Raw genomic sequence first — 21,256 nt, 5'->3', positions numbered from 1 at the left:
GTGGTTGGAGAAGCCGGAGCCGAGCGGGACCCCGGGCGCGGTCCTCAGAGGGTGGGTCGGCCGGTCAGGGCGGCGGGGCTGGTGAGCTCGCGGAGTTCGGCGTCGGTCAGCAGCCCGCGCTCGCGGATCAGGTCGAGCGCGGGCTTGCCGCTGTGGTGCGCCTCCAGCGCGATGGCACAGGCGGTCTCGTAGCCGATTGCGGGGCTGAGCGCGGTGACCAGCCCGGTGGAGGCGGCGACGGTCTGGGCGAGCCGGTGGCGGTTGGCGGTGATACCGCGCACGCAGTGCTGGGTGAGGACAGCGACACCGGCGGCGAGGTGGTCCAGGCCGGCGCTCAGGCTCCGGTAGATGATCGGCTCGAAGGGGTTGAGTTGGAGCTGACCGCCTTCGGCGGCGAGAGTGACGGTCATATCGTGGCCGATGACTTCGAACGCGATCTGGTTGACCGCTTCGGCGATCACCGGGTTGACCTTGCCGGGCATGATGGAGGAACCGGCCTGGCGTGCGGGGAGGGTGATGTCACCGAATCCGGTCTGCGGTCCCGAGGACAGCAGGCGCAGGTCGTTGCAGATCTTGGAAAGTTTCACAGCGACCCGCTTGAGCACGCCGGAAAGCTGGACGAAGACTCCCGCGTCCTGCGTCGCCTCGATCAGGTCGGGAGGGGACACCAGCGTGGGGATCCCCGTCACCCGGCGCAGGTGCTCGACCGCGTGCTCCCGATAGCCCGGGCGGGCGTTGAGGCCGGTGCCGATCGCGGTGCCGCCGAGATTCACCTCGTGGAGCAGGGGTCGGACCTCGGCGAGGCGCTGCTCGTCCTCGGCGAGGGTGGCGGCGAACGCCGCGAACTCCTGGCCCAGCGTCATGGGTACGGCATCCTGTAGCTGGGTGCGGCCCATCTTCAGTACGTCGGCGAACTCAGCGGACTTGACGGTGAAGGCTTCCCGCAGACCGGCCAGGGCGGTGAGCAGCCCGGCGAGGTGTGCGTCCAACGCCAGCTTCACGGCGGTCGGATAGACATCGTTGGTGCTCTGTCCGAGGTTGACGTGGTCGAGGGGGTGCAGGACCGCGTACTCCCCCCGCTGCCGGCCGAGCAGTTCCAGCGCTCGGTTGGCGATCACCTCATTGGCGTTCATGTTGGTCGACGTGCCGGCACCGCCCTGGATGAGGTCGACCACGAACTGCTCGTGCAGCGCTCCGCCCCGGATCTCGGCGCAGGCCTCCACGATCACCGCGGCCAGGGTGCCGTCCAGCGTGCCGACGTCGGCGTTCGCGCTCGCGGCGGCCTGCTTCACCGCCACCAAGGCGCCGATCAGGTGCGGCCGGGTGGTGAGTGTCTCTCCGGTGAGGGGGAAGTTGGCCACCGCCCTGGCGGTGTGCGCCCCGTAGTAGGCGTCCGACGGCACGTCGATGTCGCCGAGCATGTCATGCTCCGTCCGCCGCCGGACCTCTGCCGGGACGGTGCACTGAGGGCCTGGGGTCGGGGGCATCGGTGTCCTCCGGGTCGTCGGGATGGGGGCTGATGAACGACACGCTGAGACGGGGTTCCGGCAGCCGTGCGCATGCGCACCGGACGCGTGGCCGTCGGATTCGGGTTCGTCCCTCCGGCCCGAGCACGCCGGCCGTCACCGCGTCATCGGCGGCACCGGGCCACCCGGAGCCGGGCGTCGGGCGTCGGGTACGTCGGACAGCAAGCTGTCCGCGCCTGTGGTCGGCCGTCACGGGTAAGGGCGCCCGGGCGGCCGGGCGGCGCGCACCCCGGCGCGCCCATTCGCTGCTGGGGGTCGCCCGGATGACCCGGTCACATCGCTGTTCCCTGGCCCGACATGCTTCGGTCCACGCCCGTCCAGGCCAGGGCGATCGCCCCGTCGAGCAGGGCCCGCTGTGCCGTCCCGCCCACGCAGTACGCGGCGAACTCGTGCTGGTGGTTGGTGGCGGGAAGGGAACCGATGCCGATGTAGGGGTGGATGGCCGGGACCACCTGCGAGACGTTGCCCATGTCGGTGGAGGCGCGGTTCATCCGTGCGGCCTGGCCCGGTGGCGCGAATTTCCGGCCCAGCGCAAGGGCGTTCGCCCGGTAGTGGCCAAGGGCGGTCTCGTCCGTGCGGAACTCCGCGTACGGTTTGCTCTCCGGCTCGATCTCCAGGTCGCAGCCGGTCGCCAGGGCACCTGCCTCGAAGGCCCGCATGACCCGGGGCTCCAGTTCGGCCAGCTCGGCCAGCGTCTCCGCCCGCACATACCACCGTCCGGTCGACTGTTCCGGGATGGCGTTCGGGGCGTCCCCCGCGTGGGTCACCACGCCGTGCACCCTGGCCGAGGCCGGCAGCTGCTGGCGCAGCAGCCCGATGGCGACCTGGGCCACGGTGAAGGCGTCGGCCGCGTTGACCCCGGCCTCCGGATATGCCGCGGCGTGCGCCGACTTTCCGGTGTAGGAGATCTTGGAGTGGCTGACCGCGAACGGGCGGGCCTCTGCGACATCGACCGGCGCCGGGTGCACCATCATCGCGAGGTCGGCTCCGGCGAAGGCTCCGCGGTCCAGCATCTCGATCTTGCCGCCGCCGCCCTCCTCGGCCGGAGTGCCGTAGACCTCCAGGGTGAGGCCGGCGTCGTCGGCCACGGCAGCCAGACCGAGTGCGGCACCGACCGAACTGGCCGCGATGAGGTTGTGCCCGCAGGCGTGGCCGAGGCCGGGCAGCGCGTCGTACTCGGCGCACAACGCGATCCGGACGGGTCCGCTGCCCGACCGGGCGAGGAAGGCGGTGTCCAGGCCCAGGTAGGACGAGGTGACCGCGAACCCGGCGCGGTCCAGCAGCTCCGGTACGGCGGCGGCGGCCCGGTGTTCCTCCCAGGCGGTCTCCGGGTCGGCGTGCAGCCTCTCGGACAGTCCGATCAATTCCTCGGTATGACGCTCGACAGCCTGCCGCGCCGCTTCCTTCAGGGCGCTCATCACAGGTCTCCCGGGACGCCGTACGAGGGGGAGGTGGCGGGGTCGAGTCCACGCCGCACGTAGTCGTCCCGCTGTGGCAACCAGACGTCGAGGAGCTCGCCGAGCCGGTCCACAGGATCCTCGGCCCAGTCCACCCGCAGATCGGTCACCCGCCAGCCCACGTCCGCGACGACCGCCAGGCCCGCGGAGTACACCGGCCCCTCCTCGCCGCCGGCCGCGACGGCCGCCTTCATGGCTGTGATCAGCCGCTCTTCGAGCTCCCCTGTGGCGGTGGAGTACGCGTCGAGGAGGACGCCGGGGATGTGCTCGCCGGAGAGCATGTTGCCGGCCGCCACCGCGCCCTCCGCGGTGGCCGAGGCGTGGCTGCCCAGTGTCAGCGAGCCACTGTAGGCGCACCCGGGCCCGGAGCGGCCCAGCACGGTCAGCTGACGGTAGGCGATGGTCTTCGCGTTCCGCGCCGCGCCGGTGACCTCGGCCAGGGCGCGTTCCACATCGCCGTGGTCCGCCAGCGCCTCCAGCAGCTCCGTGCCGAGCGTGGGGTCGGTGATGTTCTGCGATGTCGCCGCTCCGACCCCGGGCCGCAGATGGGCGACCCGCGCTGCGACCGCCGGACTCGACGAACTGGCCGCGATGCCGAACCGTTCACCGTCCCGGACCACCAGGGAGAACGTCATGCCCGGTCCTCCTCGGGGAGCACGGCGACGGCGTCGATCTCGCACAGCCACTCCGGGCGGGCCAGGGCCGATACCACCAGTCCGGTGGAGATCGGGTGAACGCCCCTCGTCCAGCGGCCCACAGTGCGGTAAACCGCCTCCCGGTAACGCGGGTCGACCAGATAGATGGTCAGCTTGACCAGATGCTCCATCCGGCTGCCCGCCTCTTCGAGCAGCAACTTGATGTTCGCCATGGCCTGCTCGGCCTGCGCCTCGGCGTCACCGATACCCACCGACTCGCTGGTGTCGAGGTCCTGACCGATCTGGCCACGGACGTACACCGTGTCGCCGGCGACGACGGCCTGGCACAGGTCGTTGTCGAGGTTCTGTTCGGGGTAGGTGTCGCGCGTGTTGAACGGACGGATGCGGGCGTGCCCGCCCGCGACGATCGGGGCCTTCGCTGGGCGGCCCCCGCTGGTGGAGGTCATCATCTGCTCCTCAGTTCTTCCGGGGCGCCTGCGTGGCGCCGGGCCGGCCGGTGGTCTCGGTGGTGCCGTATGCGAGGTAGGTCCGCCGGGTCGCTATGTGGTCGGCGACGTACCGGGCGTCGTGCCAGACACCCCAGATGAAGCTCGACCCGCGGCGCGAGAGCCAGGGAAGGCCCATGAAGTAGACGCCGGGCTCGCGGGACACTCCTCGCCGATGGTCCGGCCGGCCGCTCTCGTCGAACGCGTCGACATCGAGCCAGCCGTAGTCGGTGGCGAAGCCCGTCGCCCAGACGATCGAGGCGACACCGGCCTCGGCCGGATCGAGCTCCAGCCGGGGGTCGGTCACGCATTCCGGATCCGGCCCGAGGACATGGGCCTCCGGCTCCTCGGGAAGGTCGAGCCCATTGCGTTCGACGTACTCGTCGGCTGCCCGGAGGAGCGCGAGGTACTTGGTGTCGCCGAGCGCGATGTTCCTCGCGAGATCCGGTGCGAAGCGCAGCACGCCGCCGTCGAAGGACGCGGTCATACCGACGAGTTCGATGCCATCGGCAGCCATGGCACGGAAGTCCACCGTGTGGCCGCCGCGGGCACCGCTGACCGCGATCGTGACATGTTCGGCGCCCTGGGGAGGCGTCTCGGCGTCCCAGAGCCCGAGCACACCGAGCCACCAGCAGAAGTCACGTCCGCGGTACCGGCGGGGAGGGCGGTCGTGCGGACCGACCGAGAGGAGGACCCGGCGGCCGGAGCGACGCAACTCGTCGGCTATCTGGACCCCCGAGGAACCGGCCCCGACCACCAGGACAGCGCCCTCCGGCAGTTGCTCCGGGTTACGGTAGCCGCTGGAGTGGAGCTGCACGGGGACGGCACTGTCCGGGACGATGGGTGGGATGACGGGCCGCTGGAACGGCCCGGTGGCCGCTACGACGAAGCGCGCGTCGATGGAACCCTCCGACGTCTCGACCCGGAAGCCGGGCCGGCCGGTGTGCCTGCGCACCGACGTCACCTCGACACCGCACCGGATCGGCGCGCCGACCTTCTCGGCATACGCGATGAAGTAGTCCGCGATCTGCTCCTTCGAGGCGAAGGCGTCGGGGGGAACATCGGAGAACTCCAGCCCCGGGAACCGGTCGTGCCACGCGGGCCCGTTGGCGACCAGGGAATCCCACCGCTCCGAGCGCCACCGCTCGGCGATGCGGTGCCGCTCCAGGACGACGTGCGGTACACCGTGGGCGCCCAGGTGCTCGCTCATAGCCACGCCTGCCTGGCCCGCCCCGACGACGACCACTTCGGTCTGTTCACTCGGCATTTCAGCCTCCCTCTTGCGGCAGTCCATCCCGGTGCCGCGTCGACCGGGCCGCCACACGGGACATCCTTGAGATGACTCGGACAGCTGTCCAACAGAGGTTTCCGCCTTAGGTGATCTGTTTTTCAGATTTGAGATCTCGGCGGGGCGCGTAGCGTGCACCGACCGGCCCGGCACGCGGCACGACCGTCGGGCCGAACGGCGGGTGATCGGCGTGCGCTGAGCTCAGTCCACGGGCCCTACGTGGAGGCATTTCCGGTCGAGGGCACGTCCGGCGCCTCGTCCGGCAGGGGGAGCAGTACGCGGGGCTCGCGGATGACGTATCCGATGCCACGCACGGTGCGGATGAGCTTGGGCTCGCTGGTGTCGGCCTTGCGCCGCAGGTAGCTGATGTGGGTGTCCACGATTCTGCGGTCGCCTCCGAGGTCGGAGTCCTAGTGACATGGTGGGCCTCGGAGTCCAGTTCCAGGTCACCGACCACCAGCCCGGCGCGGGGCTCCGCCTTGGTGCGGCGCAGCACCGAGTGGAGGGGCGGCGCGGCGCGCTGCCCGGCGTGCGCGCAGCCGGCTGCCGCAGTAGCCGACTGCGCCGCCCAGTATCGCTGCGGTGAGGGCGCCAACCCCCGCCACGCCCTGCAGGCCGACCGTGAAGTACCAGACAAAATGTATGGTATCGGGCTCCTGCCGTCTCGGTGAGCCCGGTCCGGGAGCCGTCGGGCAACACCTTGAGTCGGATCAGGCGGTGATCGGGCGCCGGCGCCCGGCCTCGTTCACCGATGAGCGGCCAGCACTGCCGCGAGGCCGTCTTGCAGGTCCTTGACGAAGTACTCGGGAACCTCCAGCGACGGGAAATGCCCCCCGGCTTCGGGCAACCCCCATCGGACGATCTGCCGGTACCGCTCCCGCGCCCAGGGGCGCGGGCACTTCTCGACGTCGCGGGGATACATGGTGAGTGCTGACGGGACGTCGACCCGAAGTTCGGGGTCGAGCGAGTTGTGGCTTTCGTAGTAGATGCGGGCCGCCGATGCGCCGGTTCGCGTCAGCCAGTACAGGGTGACGTCGTCGAGAAGGCTGTCTATGGAAATCGTCTCGAACGGGCTGTCTTCGGTGTCCGTCCACTCGGCGAACTTGTCGAGGATCCAGGCAAGCAGCCCGACCGGAGAGTCGACGAGCGAGTAGCCGATGGTCTGCGGTCGGGTCGCCTGCTGCTTCGCGTATGCCGCGCGGTAGCGCCAGAAATCGCGGGTTTCCTCGACCCATTTGCGCTCGACTGCCGTCAGCCCGTCCATTGTCAATCCGGGGGGTGCCTCCGCGAACGTCGTGTGGATGCCGAGAACGTGTGACGGAAATCGGCCGCCGAGAACCGTGGTGATGTTGCCTCCCCAGTCGCCGCCGTGGGCTACGAACTTGCTGTACCCGAGCCTTTCCATGAGCTCCACCCATGCGGCCGCGATCTTTTCGGTTCCCCACCCGGTGGTGGTCGGCTTGTCGCTGTAACCAAAGCCTGGCAGCGATGGAACCACGACGTGGAACGCCGGCGTGTTCGCATCTTTCGGATCTGCCAGCTCGTCCACTACGTCGATGAAGCGAACAATGCTGTCCGGCCAGCCGTGCGTCAAGAGCAGAGGAGTGGCGTCGGCGCGCGGGGATCGGCGGTGCAGGAAGTGGATTCCCAGATCATCAATGGTCGTGCGGAACTGGCCGATCCGGTTGAGGCGCTCTTCGAAGGACCGCCAGTTGTACCCGGTGCGCCAGTAGTTCACGACATCGACGAGGTCGGCGAGCGGAACGCCCTGTTCCCAGCGGCGGGGATCGGGCGCGGCGCGACGGACCGTCTCGGCCTCCGGAAGCCGCGCCGCGGCCAGTCGCGCGCGCAGATCGTCGAGGTCGGCGTCAGCTGCGTGGGCTTCAAACGCTTGCACGTCGGTGGTCGGACGGGGCATGAGGACCTCCCGGTCGTCGCGGTACCGGCTACAACCTGTTGCGAACCGGCTAAGACGGTTCTAGCAGGTTGCCGAGTCGCACCGCAACCGCCTAAGGTGGTTCCATGCGTACTGGGTTCCCTGACTTCCGCCTCGGCAGCGTGCTGGCGACCAGCTTCACGGGGACCCTGTCGGAGCGTCATGGCGATGCTGTGGAGCGCATTCCCACGCCGCAGCGCCTCGTCGACTGGCTGGCGGTGTACGGCCTCGCCGTGGACTCCTGCACCGCTGACCAGCTCGACCTCGCTCGGGAACTGAGGGAGTCGATTCACGCCGCCGCGACAGCTGCCGCGATCCAGGACCCTCTCCCTGCGTCTGCTGTTCAAGTCATCAATGACTTCAGCGCTCGGGGTCGTGCCGCGGCCGTCCTGACGCCCGAGGGTGATCGTCAATGGCGGCTCAGCTCGGCCGCCTGCGTGGAAGATGCCCTCAGCGTGATCGCCGCCGACGCGATCAGCATCATCGCAGGCGAACGGGACGGGCAATTGGCCCTGTGCGCATCGCCAACCTGTCGAGCTGCCTTCTTCGACACCAGCCAGAGCCGCACTCGCAAATGGTGCGACATGAACACGTGCGGGAATCGTCAGAAGAAGGCACGCTTCAATGCCAAACAGCGCAAGGATCCCAGGTCGGCGAAGTGATCGTTACCCTGGGTGAATCCAAGTGTGCCCCACGCTTGCGACACATCTGTCGCGTTGAGTGCGCGCCGGCGGCACCACTAGGAGCCACCCGTTGCCTTGGAACAGCGTTCTCGATCAATGCGCCTACGCTTACTGATCGGCGACGTTCATAGGCTCTTCGCAGTCATCGGGCAAGGCCTTGAGCCGGATCAGGCGGTGAGCGAGTGTCGAGCTCCCCGAACCGGATCCGTGGTGCCGGACGTAAGGGGCGGAGGGCGGGGGCGCGCCAACAGTCATGCGGCAGGTGGCCGACGCATGACCGTGCGGGCACCACCCCGCAGGCGAAGATCTTCCAGGGCTGGACCGTCGCTGCCTACCGGGAGCCGGACAAGGCCAAGGGCAAGCCGATGTAACGGATGCCTTCACAGAGGCCTGTCATTCCACGGGCCACTTTGCGTATGGGCGCTGTCGTCGTTGTTCTCCCGGGCAAGAATCTCTCGAAGGCCAGTGTTTGGCGATGCCTGCCGAACTGCAGGCCGACCGCATCACAACCGCCTTCACGGATAAGACCCCGGGTGCCAAGAAGCCGTCTCATCAATGGCTTGCGGGGTCCGCATCACCACTCAGCGGGGCCCGTCGCGCAACGAAAACCGTCACCGGTTCCGGCCGGCGATTCGGTTGTGCCCCAGCAATCGCGCCTGCTCGTTCTTGAGTCGGGTGAACCGGTCGCGGATGTACTCCCTGAGCTCCCGGCCGGGGAAGGATATGAGTGACAGGTGCTCCTCGTAGTTGCCTTGGGCCCAGCGTGCAGCGGTGATCTCGTAGCCCGCAACGTGTGCGCACAGTTGGAGCAGGACATGGGGCATCTCCTCCTCGATGAGGAGGTCCGCTTTGGTGACCACCACGTCGCGCATGGACTGGATGTTGGGAATGAAGACGGTTGTGGCCCAAGTGCGCCACTCCGCAAGCTCCTGATCGGTGGGAGGCGTCTCGTGGCGGAAAGGATCACGACCGTCAGGGCGGGCGTACTTCTCCGAGAAGGCGTCATAGGTACGGCCGTTGGCTTCCATCAGGGCGAACAGCGGTCCGTAGAAGTCGCTCAGCTGCTCATTGACGCGGGTGAGCCGGGCCTGTCTCTGCGCAAGCCGCAAGCCGTTCAGGTAGGTCGCGAGGTAGCCGATGAACGCCAGCCCGACGGTCACGATCACTGTAGCCATGACAGGCGATGCTAGGGGCTGGTCAGGGACCGAGTGGAAGCACGTGCAGGTGGGGACCCCCTTTTCGCGCGGACAGAGGCTGCGTCAACGGTCGCCGAGGTTCAATCCCCCTCGCCCCTGGCCCCGAGTTCGTCCAGCACCGCCCGGTGCAGCCGCCGCCACGAGCCGACCTCGGTCCATACCGTGAAGCGATCGAAGCTGTCTGGTCGGCACATGCGAGGCGCATCGCCTGTCAGTCCCTCATGCGGCAGCATTCATGTCACCGGCTACGGAGGGTGTGTGACAGGCCCGATGGCTCATTGGATCAGGTCGGTGTGCGGATGCTCGGGGGAGGCCGGACAGACGTAGAGCTGCATGTTGTCGGTGCTGCCCACTTCGACCGCAGTCGGTTGCGAGGGGTCTTGGCCGGCGTAGTGGGCGGCGTAGGCGGCGGCCTGGTCTTCGCACGGCGCCCAGCTGCGTCCCTCACCACCGTCCCATTCGAAGGAAGCGATGGTCAGCAGCGGGACCATCTGCACATCGCAGACAGCGCAGTGTCGGCGATACGGGTCGGTGCGGCCCCACGGGGGCCAGCCGCCGACCTTCCAACCGGGAGCGTCAGCCAGTTCGCAGTCGTAGAAGTCCCGCGGGCAGTCCCCGTAGGCGCTGTCCACCTCGACGCCGGCTGCCTGCCATCTGCTCCGGTCCTCCACCATCAGCCTGATCTCCGGGCTCAGATCGAGGCTGACGGGGTACTCGGTGATCGCTTCTGGTGCCAGCACGCACGGTTCCGGCACATAGCCCCGATAGTTCACCTCGTACGGTTCCGGCGGTGCGGCGAGGATGTCGACGACCGCGGTGGCGGACCGCCAGAACAGCGCGGTCGACGGCTTGTAATCCGGTTCGTGATCGTAGGGGCACCAGAGAATCTGGAGTAGATCGGCCTGGCCGGGCGGTCGCAACAGGGGTATGTCGCGCAGATACAGCTGAGCCACGGGCAGCATGGGGACCGGGCAGTCCGCAGGCCACGGAGGGCCGGCGTCGAGTCGCTCCGCGAGCCGCGCGGCGCTCCGTTCCTTGAGCGCCGCCTCCTCGGGCGTCAGCCCGACATCACCGGAATCAGGGTGCCATCGGGCCTGCATGCGTCTCTCAAGCCGCACTATGACCGGCGACTGGCGGAACCCACTGTCACGGTGCAGGTGCGAGCTTTCGCAGTGCGGCCACGGCTCCTCGGCCGGCCACAGCAACGGCCCCCCGACCGAGCTCTCCCTGACCGAAGGCGACCCCGGGCGGGGATGCAGCCGAATCGCAGGACGCGCCCAAGAAGCCAGCTCAGGGAAGACCTCGGACACCTCTACAGGCCGCGGCGGGGTCGTACGTACAAAGACCATGCCGGAGATCCTGCCACCAGCCACCGACAGTCCCCGTGCCCCCTCAATCGACGTCGCTGGCTTCGGTGTTCAGCTGGTCAAGTCCAACGCACGCAGACTGGGCCACGGTGACAGCAAGCCCGCCTGTGCGACACCTGTCGTGCTTCGGCTCACCACACGAACATCACACCGCATGAGACGACCTCATTATGGCCGGCTCGGCGCCAGGCCCCGCTGAATGAAAGCCTTTGCGCCTGCCGCCGCCGGATGATGAGGTGGCACGGTGACCAACTCCGGTGAGGTGGCGGTTGTCCGACCGCTGACGCTGGCTTGGGTGACCCGGCACCTGGAGGTCGGCGAACGGGTCGTCCGAACCGAGGCGCTGCGTGGCGGCATCACTGCCGAGATGCGGCGACTGACCGTCGGCAGGCGGGACGGAGGCACCCGTGACCTGGTGCTGCGGAGCTTCGTCGAGCCGTTCTACCTGGAGCACGCCGAGGAGTCGCTGCACAGGGAGGCCGGCGCCCTGTCCGTGCTCGCGGGGACCGGCGTTGCGGCTCCTGAGCTGGTCGCGGTTGATCCGACCGCCGTGCACTGCGAATACCCGTCGCTCCTGATGACCCGTCTGGCGGGCCGGGCGGTCCTCGAAGATGAGGGGTTGGAGGCGCGCATTCACCTGCTGGCCCGCCAACTCGTGGCGATCCACGCGTTGCGGCCCGCCGAGCGGCCCCGGGAGTACGTGTCGTTGACGACCGCCGACACTGCCGTGACTCCGAAGGGCGCCGACGCGGCGGTATGGGACGCGGCGATCGACGTGATCCGCAAGCCCGCGCCGCCCTACGAAGGGCGATTCCTGCACCGGGACTTCCAGCCCGGCAACGTGCTGTTCGATGTGCCGTCCTCCGGGCCGGCAGGCGCCCGGATCACCGGCGTCGTCGACTGGGCAGCGACCTCTTGGGGCCCGGCGGATCTCGATGTGGCGCACTGCTCGGCCATCCTCGCCCTTCTGCACGGCCCGGCGTGGGGTCTGCGCTTCCCCGAGGCGTATGAGCAGGCAGGCGGGGCGCTGGCTGCGGAAGCGAGTGAGCGGCTGTACTGGCAGGTGCGCGACGGACTGGCGTGCTCGGAGGAAGTGCAGCAGGTGGCGCAGACATGGCGGGAGGCAGGGAGGACAGAGCTGACTACGCGGCTCGTGGAGGAACGGCTGGACGCCTATGTCACCGCCCTGATGGACCCCGGCCGACCGCCGCGAGAATGCGGTGAACCTCACCGCTGAGGGCGAGTGGCGCTTGGAGGACTGCACCAAGGCGGGGCAGCAGGCCAACGACGACCTCCTGGCCCCGCTGTCGGCAGCCGAACGGGAGCAGTTTCTGGAGTGCTCCGGAGGATCGACGGATGCGCGGGGATCAGGCCGACATGCGTAAGCGTCTCCGGTGCGGCAAGTCAGCTCCGGCTCCGTACATGATCCGCCGGACGCGACCTGGGCCGTGTCTTCGAAGTGGGTGTGTTCTGTCGGGTGACCTTTACGGGACAGCGTTTAGGAGAGCTTGAGGAGTAGTTCGCTGAGTTCGCTCGGCATGGTGATCATGCAGTCGTGGCCGGTCGGCAGCTCCCAGACCTGTGCGGCAGTGCCATTGGGTTGAATCGGGGGGACAGGGCGACGGGTGATGCCTGCCGGCGCAGCGCCCACATTGTGGATGTGCGTGCGCGGGATCGCGTTGACGGCTGGATTGTCCAGTCGCACCGGCTGCTGCAGACAGCGCACCGGCTGGTCCGAGAGCATTCCGCGCAACCAGGCGACGTCCGCCGGATCCGTGACGCCGAACAGGCCGAAGGGCGCGGGCTGCTCGGGCATCGGCGGCACGCGCCAGCCGTCCCCGGACTTCTCGGCGAGCTCGATCAGTTGCCGTGTCACCGGTTGGACGTCGACCGCGGACTCGCCGTCCTCCGGAACCATCGCGTCGAGGTAGACCAAGTGCGCGATGCGGTCCGGAATCCGGTTGGCCGCCGAGGAGATCACCAGTCCCGCGTAGCTGTGGCCGACGAGTACGACGTCGCTGAGGTTCTCCTCGGCGATCAGCCCGACCACGTCGTCGACGTGGGTGTCGAGCCCCACCTCCGGACCGAGCAGGTGCACTTTGTCGCCATAGCCGGTCAGGGACGGCGCGAACACCCGGTGCCCGGCAGCCTCCAGTAGCGGCACCACCCGGTCCCAGCCCTGTCCGCTGTGCCATGCGCCGTGTACCAGCAGGAATGTGGTCATGAGTGAATCAATCCTCCTTCGTAGAAGCAGAAGAGCACGGTCACGCGCATGCCGTCGGTTCGCGGCTCTGGCGGTTACCTTTTGTGCCTCGGTACTGTTTGAGTACTGAGAGCATGCTGGTGCACGCGATGCACCGCAGGCAATAAGGCACTTTTCGGTGCCCCGGTTCTCTGGAGGTAACCATGGACGCGGCACAAAGCGAGCCACGGCCCGCGACGCAGTCGGACGATGCGTGCCGGACCCGAGTGGTGCTCGACATCGTCGGGGACAAGTGGTCGCTGCTGGTCGTACGTCATCTCCGGGAGGGACCGCGCCGCTTCACCGAGCTCAAGAAGGCCATCGACGGAATCAGCCAGCGCATGCTCACCGTGACACTGCGCAGCCTGGAGCGTGACGGAATCCTGACCCGCACCGTTCACGGCGTGATGCCGCCGCACGTCAGCTACGAGCTCACCGAGATGGGCATCACCCTGCGCGAGGCCACCGCGCCCCTGCTCGAATGGAGCGTCGCGCACCTCGCCCGGATCGACGAGGCCCGCGCCGCCTACGACGCTCGCACGGGCCCGTCAGCGGCCTCGTAACGGACGGCGGGCGGGGCGAGTGTCACCCGGCAACCCGGCTCGAAGGCACGGCATGGTTCCCCTTGCGAGCTGGAACGGCTGCCTATCAACACGGCCACGCGGGAGCAACTGGCAAGACTGTGCGAGTGGTACGAGTCGTCCATCGACTGGGAGTACCCACCGGGTCCGTCGCCGTGGGCCCGAGGAGCAATGGCTCTTTTCCAGGCAGCAGGCAAAAGCCGCACGGCCGCTCTGCGCCGCGAACTTGGTGACGACCGGGAAGTCGAGGCCTGTCGCGAGAGCTCACGACACGAGTGCCCGACAGCGAGCTGCGCTACGACAAACTCGACGTCCGCTATGAAACGACTGGATCACTATCGCGGCCTACGAAAACCCGCCGGGGCACCTCCGGCCCATGGCGGCCACCCGCGCTTGACTGCGAGAGCGCGGCATCGACTGGATACCCTTCGAGCGGGACGAGATGCAATGGGGGGTTCTGGGCTGTGGCATCGGCCCGGATGGCTGCTGGCACGGTTGGTTCGACATCCGCGTCCACACCGACGCGCTGCGACGGCTCGGGCTCCATCCCCACCAGCCCACCGCCGTCCCAAGAAGACGGCGCAGGCGGCCTCCACGCTGCCTTGCTGTGCCTCCAGTGCGCTGGGGCAGCCCAACGGTCACTGGGCGCGTCCGGCCGAAGGTGTCGGCCTTCCGATCTTGCGTGGATCACTCGCCGATGAGGGCGCCGCACCGCTCAACGGTCCGCATGTCCTGGGCATTCCGCGGGAGGGTGGCGGAATCCTCGCGTTCGATACCGCCACCCTCCCGTCCGCCTCTTAGCTGGTGTAGTCCTTGATCCAGTAAGAGCAGTCGATCCACCCCGGCAGGTCGCCGCTGAAGTCCTTCGCGCAGGCCTTGAACTGGACCTCGGTGTTGCGCGGGATGTTGCTGATCCGGCAGTACTCGAATCCGTTGTTCGCACCGTTCCGGTCGTCGCACGACGTGATCTCGGAGCGGCCGGGGAGCTTGATGCGGAGCACCATGCTGTAGCCGTCCTTCTTGGTGTCCGCGATCCGGAACTTGTTGTTGTCGCCGCTGTTGAACGCACCGGTTCCGCGACCGTTAGCCGCATCCGCGATGTGCCAGGACCCGACAGCGTTCGCCGGGGCCTGCGCCAGGGCGACACAGGCGGCGGCGCCGACCGCCACGGTCAGAACACGCTTGATACGGGACATACGCCCCCCACTCTCCTCACTTACAGCTCCCCGAACGGCGAACCCGTCGGGTGGTCAAGAGGATCATGCCCCGGACAAGCGCGATTTGCCAGAGTTGCATGGGCACTTCTTTGCCGACGCACTGTGTGCGGTATGTCGAATAGGTGAGTTCGCAGAGGCACGCATGCGAAGTGCCCGGACGCGTCCGCGTCCGGGCACCCTGCGGGCAGGCGACGGGCCTCCGCGCTGCGCCCCGCCCGCCCTCTGCACGGCCGCGCCGCGCCGCCGTTCCGCGGTGGGCCGGTACTTGCCGGGAGCTAGGTCGTGTCCCGTTCGGCTTGATATGGCCGTAGAGCTTGTCCTTGACCAGAGCGTAGGCAGCAAAGAGGTGCCGGACCCCGTGCGGGTGGGTGTAGGTCGTCCGCCATCGGGGCCTGGGCTCCCGGTCGGGTCCTTGTGCCGTCCGCCGCGCTCGGCCCACTGTCGGCCGGGGTGGACTTGCGATCTTCTTGATCTCCCGGCGCTCGGGGGGCGGGGTGAACGCCTTGGCCGACCGCAGCAGCACCATCTGCGCCCGTCGCCAGGCGACCACCGACCCGCTGCCGCCCCGACGGATGATCCGCAGCGGGCGCTGCCCCTCGTCGTCATCGAGTTCGCGGACGCGTATTCGCTCGGCCACCAGCACAGCTTCCCTGCCGTGCGCTGCCGGCGATGGTCATTCCGTCGGCGTGCCGATTCGCAGCCGATTGCCGTCAGGGTCACGCAGCTCGATCTCACGCGCCCACGGGGCGTCCTTCGTCTGCACACCGAACTCGGAGGCGATGGCCTCGACATCACGAACGCGGAGGTAGACCAACGTGTCGGGGCGGGCATCGCCCTTGTGCTCCGACAAGAACAACCGCACCTCGCCCCGGGCGACCTCGACGAACGCGGGAAATCCCGGTTCGAAGCGGTGTTCCCACTGCTTCGCGAAGCCCAGCCGCTCGTACCAGGCGACCGCCCCCGCAGCGTCCTCGACGCGAAGAATGGGAATGACTTCCTCGTCCATGGAGTCATCGTCGCAGACCGCCCAGGGCGAATGTTGCACGATGCGGCGCTAGGCAGCGTCTGAGAAGTAGCCACCGAGCACACCAACCACACGGTCGGGGTGGCCTCTGTCGTCTGGGCAAGCTGCCCCGGCCTGGGTTGTGCACCTATGGCTTCGGTGACCTCCGAGCAGGAGCACATCGGCGCAGTTGCCGCTCGGATGGTCAGCGGCCCGACCATCGGCGCAGGCGGCGCCTGCCTGGTCGGCGGGATCGCCGCGTCCGGGCCGTGCTCGTGCCCGCTGCGGGGTGGCCGGTCCACCCAGGGTCGTCGGAGACGACCGGTGTCCGGCGGTCGGCCTGGGCGCGGATCTCGATGTGGGACTCGTGGGAGGTGATGCGCATGGCCTCCTCGTAGGAGGCCAGCGCGCCGCGCAGAGCGGACCCGGCCAGTCCGCGGCGGAGCATCAGGCGCTTCAGCCAGGTGAAGGACACCATCACCGCGATCAGGCAGCCGGACACCACCAGGTAGGGGACGACTGCACTCATTGCGTCGTCGCCTTGCCGTCTGCGCCCATGGTCTTGTCCCCGCCGCCCTTCATGTCATCTCGGATCCGTATCGTGCCGGCGTCCAGGTCGACGTCGAGGGGCGGCTCTTCGGCAGGCCGTACGTTCTTACGTGTCCGCTCGTCCTGCATCGCCCGCTCGAGGGCTTTCGCCGCGGGGGAACCTTCCAGCATCAGATCCACTCCCATGGCTTTCAGCCCTTTGCTCTTTCGCCAGTACACCCAGCCCCGGGCCTCCAGCCACAGCAGTGCACGGTCCGCCACCCAGCACAGCACTGTCAGCGCGCCGACGGCTCCCGCGGCGATGGCCACTGTCTCGATCATTGCGAAGCCGACTCCTGCCCTGTCCGATGCGCCGAGCGCCCTCACTATAGTAACGAAGTGTTTCTGGAAACATGCTGTTACTGAATGGACGTGGGTCAGGTGAATCGGGTGGGCAGGTTGACACGGGCCGAGCAGCAGCAGGTCACGCACGAGCGGCTGCTGGAGGCAGGCCGCAACGTGCTGCAGCGCCGGGGGTTCCTGGCGGCGACGGTCGACGAGATCGCCGAAGAGGCCGGCTACACGCGAGGCGCCGTGTACAAGCACTTCGGAGGCAAGGAGGGCCTGTGGCAGGCGGTCGTCGATGCCCATACGGAGGCGCATCTGCAGCTGCTCGGCGAAACCCTGGACCGGGTCTCCAGCCGGGGGGAGCTGATCGCCGCACTGATCCCCAGTGCCTTCACCGATGACCAGGACGCGGCACGGTGGAGCACCGCGGCCATGGAGTTCATGGCCGCGGTCACGCGTCACCCCGAGGCCGCGGCCGCCTCGGTAGCCGCTCAGCGCCGCCATGAGGAGCAGATCGTCGCCTTGCTGGAAGGCGCTTGCCGACGCCTGCAGATCCAGCCGGCCATACCGCTGGAGCAGGTAGTCGTGGTGCTGGGCGCACTGGGCGGCAGCCTCAGTCTGCGGGCGGCGATGGACCCCGCCACAGATGTGGCGGCCCTCGCCGCCGGGGTCATGACGGTCATGTTCCCCGAGCCGACGGAGTGAGATCCCCCGGCGGGAATCCTCAGGGACGTTGAGCCTGCCAATGGCGCGATCTCGGTACGGGCCGGGGGAGACCGTGTACTCGGTCTTCCGGCGCCGGCAGCTCGACGGGATCTGGGCCCCCGCATCCTCGAAGGGCCCACAACCGAATCACCGTCCCTTGGCCCTACCGGGAGTGGGTGCTCGGCCTGGCTGATCAGGAGATGGTGGCGGCGGGCGGCGTCCATCGGTGGGTGCGGGGCACGGTGCCCGAGATGCCGTAGTCCTTCTTGAGCTGCTCGGGGATGGCGTAGTGCATGACACGTCCGCGGGTCAGGGAGGACAGCTCGAAAATACTGGTGAGATGGCCGAGGCGGTCCAGCGCCCAGGCGCCGACGGGGGAGCGGTCCTCGATGGTCTCCAGTACGCCGAGCAGATGGGGCACGGCCTTGACGACGGTGTCCCATGGGGTGCGGGGAACCTGGAGCCAGTCGGCGCAGGTGTCGCCGACCAGGTGACGGATCAGGGCGGAGACGATGGGGTCGAAGAAGGTGCCGGGCACAACCTCCTCGTAGAGGTCGATGAGCTGCCGGGTCAGGTGGGCGCCTTCTTCGGAGGGGCCCATGTGCCGGAGCATGTACAGATCGAGGAAGGCCCGGGCCTCATCCAGCGTCTTGGGAACGGCGTCCTGGTCGACGCCGAGCATGGCGCCGACCACACGCCAGGCGTAGAAGTACGCCTCGGCCCCCTCGACGCTCATGTGGATACCGAGCCGGTGCAGGCTGTCCAGGACGAGCAGGGAGAAGAACAGCTGCCCGCCGATCATGTCCTCCTGGCAGATCGGCACGCCCAGGGCTTCGGTGTCCCAGCGGTTCTCCCGTTCGAGGTGGTGGCGGATGGCTGCGTGCAGGAGGCGGACTTTTTGGGCGGCGGGGATGAAGCGGCTGTTCGCCTCGAAGGCGTCGGGCTGCATCAGGTGGACGGTGAACTGTCCGGTCTCCGCCATCCTTTTGGACGGGTAGTTCAACCCGTGGGTGGTCGACAGCAGCTTCGCCACATGCGGCACGAGAAAACAGGCGGGCATGGAGGTGAAGGACAGCGCGGTGGAGACGTGCACGTTGTTGTCGATGAAGAACAGCCTGGCCTTCTCCATCTCATCCCAGTCCACCCATGTCGGCGGGGCGCTGGTCGCCTGCAGGTACTCGCGGGCCACCTTGGGCAGCCCGTTGGGCAGCGGCGCGTTGACCGTGGAGACGTAGCGCATCAGGGTGTTGAACTTGCCCACTTCGCCGCGCTCGAACAGGGTGGCGACAGTGGCGTCGGCGAGCTCGTCACCGGCCTGTCGCAGGGCGTCCATCGATGCGTCGGTGAGGGTCATGGCAGAACTCCTTGTGCGAAAGGGATGTTCGCGAGGCGGGGCGTCGGCCGCCCGAGAGCACGGACTGCCCCTTGCAGGTCAGGACAGGCGGACCGCCGCGGAGTGCGCCAGTGCGGTCAGGGCCGCGGCGGCGTGAGCGGGAGTGTCCAACTCGTGCAGAGCGTCAAGAGCCGTCTCGACCCGCGCGGTGATCATGTCTTCGATGCGACCGGGCGTCTCCAGCCGGCGCATCACCTCGCGGACGGCGTCGAGACCGTCGGCGCTCAGGCCACGTCGGCCGAGCAGCGCGCGCAGCTGCTCCCGCTCGGCTTCACCGGCGAGACGCCAGGTCTCCGCCAGCAGGGCAGTGGGCCGGTAGCCGCTCACATCGTCGGCGTTGGCCTTGCCGGTGCGTTGCGGATCACCGAACAGGCCGAGCAGGTCGTCCCGCAGTTGGAACGCCTCTCCCAGCGGCAGCCCGTAGGCGGAGTAGCCCTCACGCAGCCGCCCGTCGGCCCCGGCCAGCGCGCCACCGATCAGCAAGGGCTGCTCGACGGTGTACTTGGCCGTCTTGTACCGGACGACCTTCAGCGACGCCGCGGTGTCCGGCTCGGCCCCGGTGCGCAGAATCTCCAGACACTCACCGGCGATCAGTTCCCGCGCCAACACCGCCCACGAGGGACGCGCCCGTGCCAGGTACGCCGCGGGCAGCCCGCTGGTGACGAACAGCTGCCCGGCCAGCGACATCAGCAGGTCCCCCACGAGCATTGCCAACGACCGGGCGGCGGAGGCGGCACGCGGGCGACGACGTACGGCCGCGCGCAGCGCTACATGCGCGGTGTGTCGGCCGTGCCGCAGCGGGCTGTCGTCGATGAGGTCGTCGTGCACGACGGCAGCAGCGTGCACCAGTTCCATCGAGGCGGCCGCCCGCACCAGCGCTTCACTGTCCGGTTGTCCCGCCGCCCGCCAGCCCCAGTAACAGAACGCTGCCCGCAGCCGCTTGCCGTCCGCGACCACCGCCGCCAGCTGCTCGGCCACCGGCCCTAAGGCAGGGTCGATCGCCACCAACTGGTCGGCTTCCCGGGCGACGAAGTCGCTCAGCACTTCGTCGACGCGATCCTTGAACGGGCCGGGCCTCCACCGCTCAGGCATCGCCCGCGGCCCGCCGTGACCGGGCGTGCTGGGCAAGGATCTCCAGGTGGGCCGGAGGAACGGCCGCGTACCGGTCCAGCGCCAGGCGCCCGCGCGCCGCCAGGTCCCGCTCGGCCTCCGCGGCAAGCTCCGCGGCGTCCGAGCGGCGCAGCAGCCCCCGTACCGTTCCCAGGGCCGACCCCAGGGTGCTCACCGCCAGATCGGCCAGCCCGGCCACCAGCAGCACCGCCTGCTCGTCCAGGCCGCCGGGCCGCCCCGCACTCCGCGTCATGCCGTTCCCCTCACCGCTCCCACGCCTCCCGGCGGCACCGCTCACATGCCGTCCCGTCCTGCACAGAATCGGGTCATCCCGTGATCCGAACGGGCGGAACTCACGATCGAGTGACTTCTCGGCCTCCCGTTCGACGCTCCCTGCCTCGGGCCGTGCCGGAGTCCTGCCGGTGCCCTACCGGTGCCCTACCGGTGCCCTGACGGGGTGCTGGCGGGCGCTCGCCCTTCGGCTTCAAGTGCTGGTGAAACTGCCGTGCCTGCTGCGTACGCACCCATACGCGCCATACGCGCCCGTGCACACCGGATCATCGAACGCCCCGGAGCCCCGGCAACCTGCCCGGGAAGCACCTCACGCAGGGTCCGGCAGTCCCATCAGCGCGAGCTTGGCAGGGTCGACCACGATCAGGATGTCGGCGATCCGTCCGTTGGCGACGGTGAACGCGACGACCGAGAGAGGAGTGCCGTCAGCGCGCCAGGAAACGATCCCCGGTAGGCCGTTGACGAGCGCCGCCCGCCCATGCGCGGCTGCGCCGGCGGACAGTTGCGCGCCGGCTGCGACCTTGGTGGCGCCGAGGGTGACGACGACGCCGGACGGCGTGTCGACGGTCAGCTTCACCTCGGGGTCGAGCACTCGCAGCAACCCCTCGAAGTCGCCGCCGCGAGCCGCCGCAAGGAAGGCCTGGACCACCTCTCGCTGCTCCCGTCCGACATCGGCCGGTCGCTCGGTCGCCTGCACCTTCCTGCGGGCACGGCTGGCGAGCATCTTGGCAGCGGCGGTGGACTTGCCCAGGATCTGCCCTATTTCCTCGAACGGCACCGCGAACAGATCGTGCAGCACGAACGCCAGCCGTTCGCTCGGCCCGAGCGACTCCAGGACCACCAGCAGTGCGAGTCCGACCGAGTCGGCGAGCACTGCGTCGTCCTCGGGAACAGGACCGTCGTCGAGCGTCACGACGATCTCGGCCCCGTCGCGGTCGTCGTAGGACGCCTCCGGGCGGGCCTGGCGCGCTCACAGGAGATCGAGGCTGATCCGGCCGACCACCGTGGTCAGCCAGCCGCCGAGATTGTGGATGGTCGCCGTGTCCTGGCGGGAGAGGCGCAGCCAGGCCTCCTGGACCACGTCCTCGGCGTCGGCGTGCGATCCGAGCATGCGGTGGGCGACCGCACGCAGCCGGTCGCGGTGGGCCTCGAACTCCTTGGCCGTCGGGTCGGCCGGACTGGTGTCGGACATGTTGTTACCTTCCTCGGCTCTGCTCCGTCATGGGTGATGACGGACCCGAAGG

22 protein-coding genes and 2 pseudogenes are annotated in these 21,256 nt (G+C 68.7%); 5 read left to right on the top strand and 19 right to left on the bottom strand.

Going from position 1 to position 21,256, the window contains the following annotated elements:
• Nucleotides 1-44 precede the first annotated feature (44 nt).
• The 7 genes from JW613_RS14015 to JW613_RS13985 form a co-directional block, all read right to left on the bottom strand.
• Nucleotides 45-1,487, bottom strand: coding sequence for an aspartate ammonia-lyase (locus tag JW613_RS14015; protein WP_209211134.1), 1,443 nt, complete (start codon nt 1,485-1,487; stop codon nt 45-47).
• Between the two features lie 311 nt (nt 1,488-1,798).
• Nucleotides 1,799-2,944: a M20 family metallopeptidase gene (locus JW613_RS14010; RefSeq protein WP_209211133.1), complete on the bottom strand. Its 1,146-nt coding sequence runs from the start codon at nt 2,942-2,944 to the stop codon at nt 1,799-1,801.
• The gene (locus tag JW613_RS14005; protein ID WP_209211132.1) at nt 2,944-3,618 is read right to left on the bottom strand and encodes a DUF1028 domain-containing protein; all 675 of its coding nucleotides are present in this window, start codon (nt 3,616-3,618) and stop codon (nt 2,944-2,946) included. Before JW613_RS14005 ends, JW613_RS14010 begins: the two co-directional genes overlap by 1 nt.
• The gene (locus tag JW613_RS14000) at nt 3,615-4,085 is read right to left on the bottom strand and encodes a RidA family protein (protein WP_209211131.1); all 471 of its coding nucleotides are present in this window, start codon (nt 4,083-4,085) and stop codon (nt 3,615-3,617) included. The genes JW613_RS14005 and JW613_RS14000 overlap by 4 nt, the downstream gene beginning before the upstream one ends.
• Nucleotides 4,086-4,095: 10 nt before the next feature.
• Nucleotides 4,096-5,391, bottom strand: a complete 1,296-nt coding sequence (locus tag JW613_RS13995) for a flavin-containing monooxygenase (RefSeq protein WP_209211130.1) — start codon at nt 5,389-5,391, stop codon at nt 4,096-4,098.
• Nucleotides 5,392-5,627: 236 nt separating this feature from the next.
• Nucleotides 5,628-5,792 (bottom strand): winged helix-turn-helix domain-containing protein, encoded by a 165-nt coding sequence (locus tag JW613_RS36585; RefSeq protein WP_307865889.1) that lies wholly within the window; start codon nt 5,790-5,792, stop codon nt 5,628-5,630.
• A gap of 365 nt (nt 5,793-6,157) precedes the next feature.
• Complete coding sequence (locus JW613_RS13985) at nt 6,158-7,330, bottom strand: epoxide hydrolase family protein (RefSeq protein ID WP_209211129.1); 1,173 nt, start codon at nt 7,328-7,330, stop codon at nt 6,158-6,160.
• Between the two features lie 104 nt (nt 7,331-7,434).
• Here JW613_RS13985 and JW613_RS13980 point away from each other — a divergent pair, with 104 nt between their 5' ends.
• The gene (locus tag JW613_RS13980; RefSeq protein ID WP_209211128.1) at nt 7,435-8,010 is read left to right on the top strand and encodes a CGNR zinc finger domain-containing protein; all 576 of its coding nucleotides are present in this window, start codon (nt 7,435-7,437) and stop codon (nt 8,008-8,010) included.
• A gap of 632 nt (nt 8,011-8,642) precedes the next feature.
• On the opposite strand, the gene JW613_RS13975 is transcribed toward JW613_RS13980, so the two are convergent.
• Nucleotides 8,643-9,206: a hypothetical protein gene (locus tag JW613_RS13975; RefSeq protein ID WP_209211127.1), complete on the bottom strand. Its 564-nt coding sequence runs from the start codon at nt 9,204-9,206 to the stop codon at nt 8,643-8,645.
• 296 nt (nt 9,207-9,502) lie between these two features.
• Complete coding sequence (locus tag JW613_RS13970; RefSeq protein ID WP_209211126.1) at nt 9,503-10,576, bottom strand: hypothetical protein; 1,074 nt, start codon at nt 10,574-10,576, stop codon at nt 9,503-9,505.
• Nucleotides 10,577-10,838: 262 nt separating this feature from the next.
• On the opposite strand from JW613_RS13970, the gene JW613_RS13965 reads away from it, so the two are divergent.
• On the top strand, nt 10,839-11,831 hold the full coding sequence (locus JW613_RS13965; protein ID WP_307865888.1) for a phosphotransferase family protein: 993 nt from the start codon (nt 10,839-10,841) through the stop codon (nt 11,829-11,831).
• Between the two features lie 261 nt (nt 11,832-12,092).
• Here JW613_RS13965 and JW613_RS13960 read toward each other — a convergent pair whose 3' ends face one another.
• The gene (locus tag JW613_RS13960) at nt 12,093-12,818 is read right to left on the bottom strand and encodes an alpha/beta fold hydrolase (protein WP_209211125.1); all 726 of its coding nucleotides are present in this window, start codon (nt 12,816-12,818) and stop codon (nt 12,093-12,095) included.
• Between the two features lie 182 nt (nt 12,819-13,000).
• Here JW613_RS13960 and JW613_RS13955 point away from each other — a divergent pair, with 182 nt between their 5' ends.
• Both JW613_RS13955 and JW613_RS37110 read left to right on the top strand, forming a co-directional pair.
• The gene (locus tag JW613_RS13955) at nt 13,001-13,399 is read left to right on the top strand and encodes a winged helix-turn-helix transcriptional regulator (RefSeq protein ID WP_209211124.1); all 399 of its coding nucleotides are present in this window, start codon (nt 13,001-13,003) and stop codon (nt 13,397-13,399) included.
• Nucleotides 13,400-13,468: 69 nt separating this feature from the next.
• Nucleotides 13,469-14,218, top strand: a complete 750-nt coding sequence (locus tag JW613_RS37110) for a hypothetical protein (protein WP_504739756.1) — start codon at nt 13,469-13,471, stop codon at nt 14,216-14,218.
• Here JW613_RS37110 and JW613_RS13950 read toward each other — a convergent pair.
• The 5 genes and pseudogenes from JW613_RS13950 to JW613_RS13935 all read right to left on the bottom strand — a co-directional run bounded on the left by JW613_RS13950 (nt 14,215) and on the right by JW613_RS13935 (nt 16,507).
• On the bottom strand, nt 14,215-14,613 hold the full coding sequence (locus JW613_RS13950; protein ID WP_209211123.1) for a hypothetical protein: 399 nt from the start codon (nt 14,611-14,613) through the stop codon (nt 14,215-14,217). The two genes, JW613_RS37110 and JW613_RS13950, sit on opposite strands and share 4 nt — an antisense overlap.
• A 313-nt stretch (nt 14,614-14,926) precedes the next feature.
• Nucleotides 14,927-15,271, bottom strand: a pseudogene (locus JW613_RS35765) (hypothetical protein); the annotation flags it as partial.
• 36 nt (nt 15,272-15,307) lie between these two features.
• On the bottom strand, nt 15,308-15,640 hold the full coding sequence (locus JW613_RS13945; RefSeq protein WP_209211122.1) for a glyoxalase superfamily protein: 333 nt from the start codon (nt 15,638-15,640) through the stop codon (nt 15,308-15,310).
• 202 nt (nt 15,641-15,842) lie between these two features.
• Nucleotides 15,843-16,166 (bottom strand): hypothetical protein, encoded by a 324-nt coding sequence (locus tag JW613_RS13940; protein WP_209211121.1) that lies wholly within the window; start codon nt 16,164-16,166, stop codon nt 15,843-15,845.
• Nucleotides 16,163-16,507, bottom strand: coding sequence for a hypothetical protein (locus JW613_RS13935; protein ID WP_209211120.1), 345 nt, complete (start codon nt 16,505-16,507; stop codon nt 16,163-16,165). The genes JW613_RS13940 and JW613_RS13935 overlap by 4 nt, the downstream gene beginning before the upstream one ends.
• 108 nt (nt 16,508-16,615) lie before the next feature.
• Between JW613_RS13935 and JW613_RS13930 the strand changes: the two genes are divergently transcribed.
• The gene (locus JW613_RS13930; protein ID WP_209211119.1) at nt 16,616-17,218 is read left to right on the top strand and encodes a TetR/AcrR family transcriptional regulator; all 603 of its coding nucleotides are present in this window, start codon (nt 16,616-16,618) and stop codon (nt 17,216-17,218) included.
• Nucleotides 17,219-17,411: 193 nt separating this feature from the next.
• Here the strand turns inward: JW613_RS13930 and JW613_RS13925 are convergent, their stop codons facing one another.
• From JW613_RS13925 to JW613_RS13910, 4 genes and pseudogenes are all read right to left on the bottom strand, one after another.
• Entirely contained in the window at nt 17,412-18,572 is a 1,161-nt protein-coding gene (locus JW613_RS13925) for an oxygenase MpaB family protein (RefSeq protein ID WP_209211118.1), read from the bottom strand.
• A gap of 78 nt (nt 18,573-18,650) precedes the next feature.
• A complete protein-coding gene (locus JW613_RS13920; RefSeq protein ID WP_209211117.1) occupies nt 18,651-19,703 on the bottom strand; it encodes a polyprenyl synthetase family protein in 1,053 nt (350 codons plus the stop codon).
• The gene (locus JW613_RS13915; RefSeq protein ID WP_209211116.1) at nt 19,696-19,974 is read right to left on the bottom strand and encodes a polyprenyl synthetase; all 279 of its coding nucleotides are present in this window, start codon (nt 19,972-19,974) and stop codon (nt 19,696-19,698) included. The genes JW613_RS13920 and JW613_RS13915 overlap by 8 nt, the downstream gene beginning before the upstream one ends.
• A gap of 348 nt (nt 19,975-20,322) precedes the next feature.
• Nucleotides 20,323-21,204: pseudogene (locus JW613_RS13910) on the bottom strand (sigma-70 family RNA polymerase sigma factor).
• Nucleotides 21,205-21,256: the final 52 nt, after the last annotated feature.

It is taken from the genome of Streptomyces smyrnaeus, assembly GCF_017676345.1.
GTDB classification, from domain to species: domain Bacteria; phylum Actinomycetota; class Actinomycetes; order Streptomycetales; family Streptomycetaceae; genus Streptomyces; species Streptomyces smyrnaeus.
This window is presented reverse-complemented; position numbering and strand designations above follow the sequence as displayed.

Coding starts and splice junctions, on each gene's coding strand:
- JW613_RS13915 (WP_209211116.1), bottom strand. CDS start 19,974: ATGACGCGGAGTGCGGGGCGGCCCGGCGGCCTGGACGAGCAGGCGGTG.
- JW613_RS14010 (WP_209211133.1), bottom strand. CDS start 2,944: ATGAGCGCCCTGAAGGAAGCGGCGCGGCAGGCTGTCGAGCGTCATACC.
- JW613_RS13980 (WP_209211128.1), top strand. CDS start 7,435: ATGCGTACTGGGTTCCCTGACTTCCGCCTCGGCAGCGTGCTGGCGACC.
- JW613_RS14005 (WP_209211132.1), bottom strand. CDS start 3,618: ATGACGTTCTCCCTGGTGGTCCGGGACGGTGAACGGTTCGGCATCGCG.
- JW613_RS13950 (WP_209211123.1), bottom strand. CDS start 14,613: ATGTCCCGTATCAAGCGTGTTCTGACCGTGGCGGTCGGCGCCGCCGCC.
- JW613_RS13935 (WP_209211120.1), bottom strand. CDS start 16,507: ATGATCGAGACAGTGGCCATCGCCGCGGGAGCCGTCGGCGCGCTGACA.
- JW613_RS13945 (WP_209211122.1), bottom strand. CDS start 15,640: ATGGACGAGGAAGTCATTCCCATTCTTCGCGTCGAGGACGCTGCGGGG.
- JW613_RS13925 (WP_209211118.1), bottom strand. CDS start 18,572: ATGACCCTCACCGACGCATCGATGGACGCCCTGCGACAGGCCGGTGAC.
- JW613_RS14015 (WP_209211134.1), bottom strand. CDS start 1,487: ATGCCCCCGACCCCAGGCCCTCAGTGCACCGTCCCGGCAGAGGTCCGG.
- JW613_RS13960 (WP_209211125.1), bottom strand. CDS start 12,818: ATGACCACATTCCTGCTGGTACACGGCGCATGGCACAGCGGACAGGGC.
- JW613_RS13940 (WP_209211121.1), bottom strand. CDS start 16,166: ATGAGTGCAGTCGTCCCCTACCTGGTGGTGTCCGGCTGCCTGATCGCG.
- JW613_RS13975 (WP_209211127.1), bottom strand. CDS start 9,206: ATGGCTACAGTGATCGTGACCGTCGGGCTGGCGTTCATCGGCTACCTC.
- JW613_RS13920 (WP_209211117.1), bottom strand. CDS start 19,703: ATGCCTGAGCGGTGGAGGCCCGGCCCGTTCAAGGATCGCGTCGACGAA.
- JW613_RS13985 (WP_209211129.1), bottom strand. CDS start 7,330: ATGCCCCGTCCGACCACCGACGTGCAAGCGTTTGAAGCCCACGCAGCT.
- JW613_RS13970 (WP_209211126.1), bottom strand. CDS start 10,576: ATGGTCTTTGTACGTACGACCCCGCCGCGGCCTGTAGAGGTGTCCGAG.
- JW613_RS13995 (WP_209211130.1), bottom strand. CDS start 5,391: ATGCCGAGTGAACAGACCGAAGTGGTCGTCGTCGGGGCGGGCCAGGCA.
- JW613_RS13955 (WP_209211124.1), top strand. CDS start 13,001: ATGGACGCGGCACAAAGCGAGCCACGGCCCGCGACGCAGTCGGACGAT.
- JW613_RS14000 (WP_209211131.1), bottom strand. CDS start 4,085: ATGACCTCCACCAGCGGGGGCCGCCCAGCGAAGGCCCCGATCGTCGCG.